Source organism: Bacillus sp. JJ675 (genome assembly GCF_036963165.1).
GTDB lineage: Bacteria > Bacillota > Bacilli > Bacillales > Bacillaceae > Bacillus > Bacillus glycinifermentans.
This window is the reverse complement of the sequence record NZ_JBALMR010000130.1, coordinates 1-3,528: the sequence shown is the minus strand read 5'-3', so window position 1 is coordinate 3,528 and position 3,528 is coordinate 1. Positions and strand designations below refer to the sequence as shown.

1 protein-coding gene is annotated in these 3,528 nt (G+C 44.6%); it reads right to left on the bottom strand.

Annotation, left to right across the window (positions count from 1 at the left end; genetic code table 11):
* Nucleotides 1–3,528, bottom strand: a 3,528-nt coding sequence (locus tag V7126_RS23890; RefSeq protein WP_335499862.1) for a non-ribosomal peptide synthetase, incomplete at both ends; no start/stop codon positions are given.

Here is a 3,528-nt window from a genome sequence, read left to right as displayed (position 1 = left end):
CCTTTCTAAAGATCATAAACGACTGGTTGAAGTGGTCGATCTCTTCTTTGTTTTTCTCGAAAAACCATTGTTGGATCGGCGTTAATTCCGTTTCTCCTTCAACCGTTTCATAGGCTTTTTTCCGTTCGCTTCCTTTTTTGACGTATTTGCTTACATCTTTGATTTTAGGGTTCGCAAACAAATCCTTGATCTCAAGCTTCAGGTTCAGCCTTGAGAGCTTTGAAACGATCTGCAGCGCCTTTATCGAATCGCCGCCTGAGGCGAAGAAATGGTGGTTGATCCCGATATCGCCTGCACCGAGAACCTCCCTCCATATTTCCACAAGTTTTGCCTCTGTTTCATTCCGCGGCGCTTCGTATTCCGCTCCAGTGCCAATGCGCATGTCAGGTTCAGGCAGCGCTTTTCGGTCAACTTTATCGTTTGAAGTCAGCGGCAGTTTATCAAGCTTGACAAAATATGCCGGAATCATGTAATGAGGAAGCTCTTTCTCGAGCCATTCGCTCACTTCTGTCGCCGTCATTTCTTTTTTCGAAACGAAATAAGCGCATAAATAATCGGTATTGTCTTTATCCGTTCTGGAAATGACAACCGCTTCATCTATATCGTCATGCTTGAGCAATTGATTCTCGATTTCGCCGAGTTCAATCCGGTAGCCGCGAATTTTCACCTGATGGTCGATTCTTCCTAAAAACTCAAGATTTCCGTCAGGAAGCCATCTGGCCAGGTCTCCTGTTCGATACACCTTTTCAGCAGGTACAAACGGATTCGGGATAAACTTTTCTGCCGTAAGTTCCGGTTTGTTTATATACCCGCGGGCCAGACCGCTCCCGCCGACGCACAGCTCTCCCGCGACGCCTGCCGCGACGGGCTGCTGGTTTTGATCCAATACATATACGTTTGCATTGGCGATCGGGCGGCCGATATGCGGGCGGCCATCTCCTTTGTAGACCCCCGCGGTTGCACAGACCGTCGTTTCCGTCGGTCCATAAGCGTTGATAAACACCCGATTGCCGGACCATCTTTTTGCAAGTTCTTCGCTGCACGCTGAACCGGCGGATACGATGACTTTGAGGTTGTCCAACCGAGGTTCATCCAAGCTATTGAGAACCGTCGGCGGCAGAGTCGCATGCGTGATTTCATGATGGCGCAAAAAGCTTGTCAGCGGCTGTCCTGGCATCAGATCCTCTTGTCGGCCCAAAACCAAGGCGGCTCCTCCCGCCAGCGCCGAAAATATTTCAAATGCTGAAGCATCAAATGAAAGGGAAGCGAATTGAACGACTCTGCTATCCGTCTTTATGTGCATCAATTCAATGACGGCATGAACCAGATTGCACAGGCCTTTTTGTTCGATTAATACGCCCTTCGGCTTCCCGGTAGATCCGGAAGTATAGATGATATATGCCAGGTCCCCGCCGTGATGAACATGAAGCAGACGATCGGCATCCTGCCCCGCGATCCGTTCGTCATGGATGTCTATTTTCATAAGGCTGGCATCTTTTATCAACGCCCGTTCTTTCATAAGCGCATCTTGCGTCAGAAGAACCTTCGTTTGACTGTCTTCAAGGATATACTTGATCCTGTCTTCCGGATATGCCGGATCAAGCGGCAGATAGGCGGCACCGGCCTTCATAATTCCAAGGATTCCGACGATCATTTCAGGAGAGCGTTCCACCATAATTCCAACTGGGGTGTTCGGTTCTACACCTTTCTCTCTTAAAAATCTGGCCAATTGATTTGATCTTTCATCCAGTTCCCTGTATGTCAGCTTTTGATCGTCAAACACCAGCGCTGTATGGTCAGGCGTTTGTTCAGCCCGTTCCTCAATCAGTTCGCATATCGTTTTGTCTGTTGGAAAATCTGTCTTTGTATCATTAAAGTGATACAATAATTTGTTCCTTTCATCTTCAGACAATATCTCGATCTGATTCAGCCTGATGTCAGTATGATTCGAAATCTCCCTTAAAACGCGGACAAAATGCTTTGACATTCTTTCAATCGTTTCTTTTTTGAACAATTTTGTGCAGTATTCCAAATCAAACTCTATACCGGAGTCTTTCTCTATTGCCGATAATGTGAAATCAAATTTTGAAATATGAATGTCGCTTTCATATGTTTCAAACGTCAGCCCTTTAATATCAGCATCAGCATGATCAAGGTTTTGCAGGACGAACATCGTATCAAACAGCGGGTTTCTGCTCATATCCCTGTTAAGATCGAGCTGTTCAACGAGGTCATCAAATTGATAATCCTGATTTTCATACGCTTTCAGCGCAGTTTCTTTTACATCTTTTAAATATTCGGCAAATGTCTTTCCGCCTTTTGGATACGTCCTCATAGCCAGCGTATTGACAAACATTCCGATCACATTCTTCAAATCATGATGCTGTCTGCCTTGAATCGGCGATCCGACGACCACATCTTCTTGTCCCGTATATTTTGAAAGCAATACCGTATACGCAGCCAGAAGAAGCATATACATGGTGGTTCCGTTGTTTTTGGCGATTAGATTAAGCTTCTTCGTCAATTCGGCACCAATTCTAAAACCGATTCTGTCGCCTTCCACGCTTTGTATTTGCGGTCTAGGAAAGTCGGTCGGCATATCTAGGACAGGAATGTCATCTTTAAAGACATTCAGCCAATATTGTTTCTGTTTTTTGATCTCATCTTTTTGATAAAACGCTTTTTGCCATTCTGAGTAGTCCTTATATTGGATGTTGAGCGGCGCGAGTTCTTTTCCTTCGTATAAATCGCAGATCTCTTTTGTTAACACGCCCATGGAAGAGCCGTCTGAAATGATATGATGCATATCAAACATGATGATATGTTCTTTTTCATCAACCTTTAATACTTCCGCTCGAAATAGCGGCGCTTTTTCCAAATCAAACGGTCTGACAAAAGCCTTTATTTTGTCTGAAATGCTATCAGATCCCAATTCGCTGTACTTGATGCGAAAATCGATATGCTTTTCAATCTTTTGAACAGGCTCGCCATTCTCCATCAAGAAGGAGGTTCTGAACACTTCGTGCCTTTCCGTTAATTTTTTCAATACATCCTCAAACCGGCGTATATCAAAGCTGCCCTTTACTTTCATTGTAAAAGGTATGTTATAGGACAAGCCGCTCTCTTCGATTTGGTTGAGAATGTATAATCTTTTTTGGGCGGATGAGAGCTGATAATATTCTTTTTCTTTCACTTTTTTGATAGATGAATAAACGCTTTTTTTCGTTGATTGAATAAACTCTCCAAGCCCTTTAATTGTCGGCGTTTTAAATATTTGCTTAAGAGGAACTTCGGTCTTCAGCTCCTTCTGAATTTTAGCCGTCATCGCTGCGGCTTTGAGAGAGTGGCCTCCCATTTCGAAGAAGCGGTCATTGATTCCAATCTTCTTCACGCCTAAAATTTCACGCCACATCGCTGCCAGCTTTTCTTCGGTTTCATTCCTCGGCGCTTCATACTCCGTTTCTGATGCGGCCGTTTTGTCGGGCTCAGGCAATGCTTTTCTGTCCACTTTTCCGTTCTTAGTCAGAG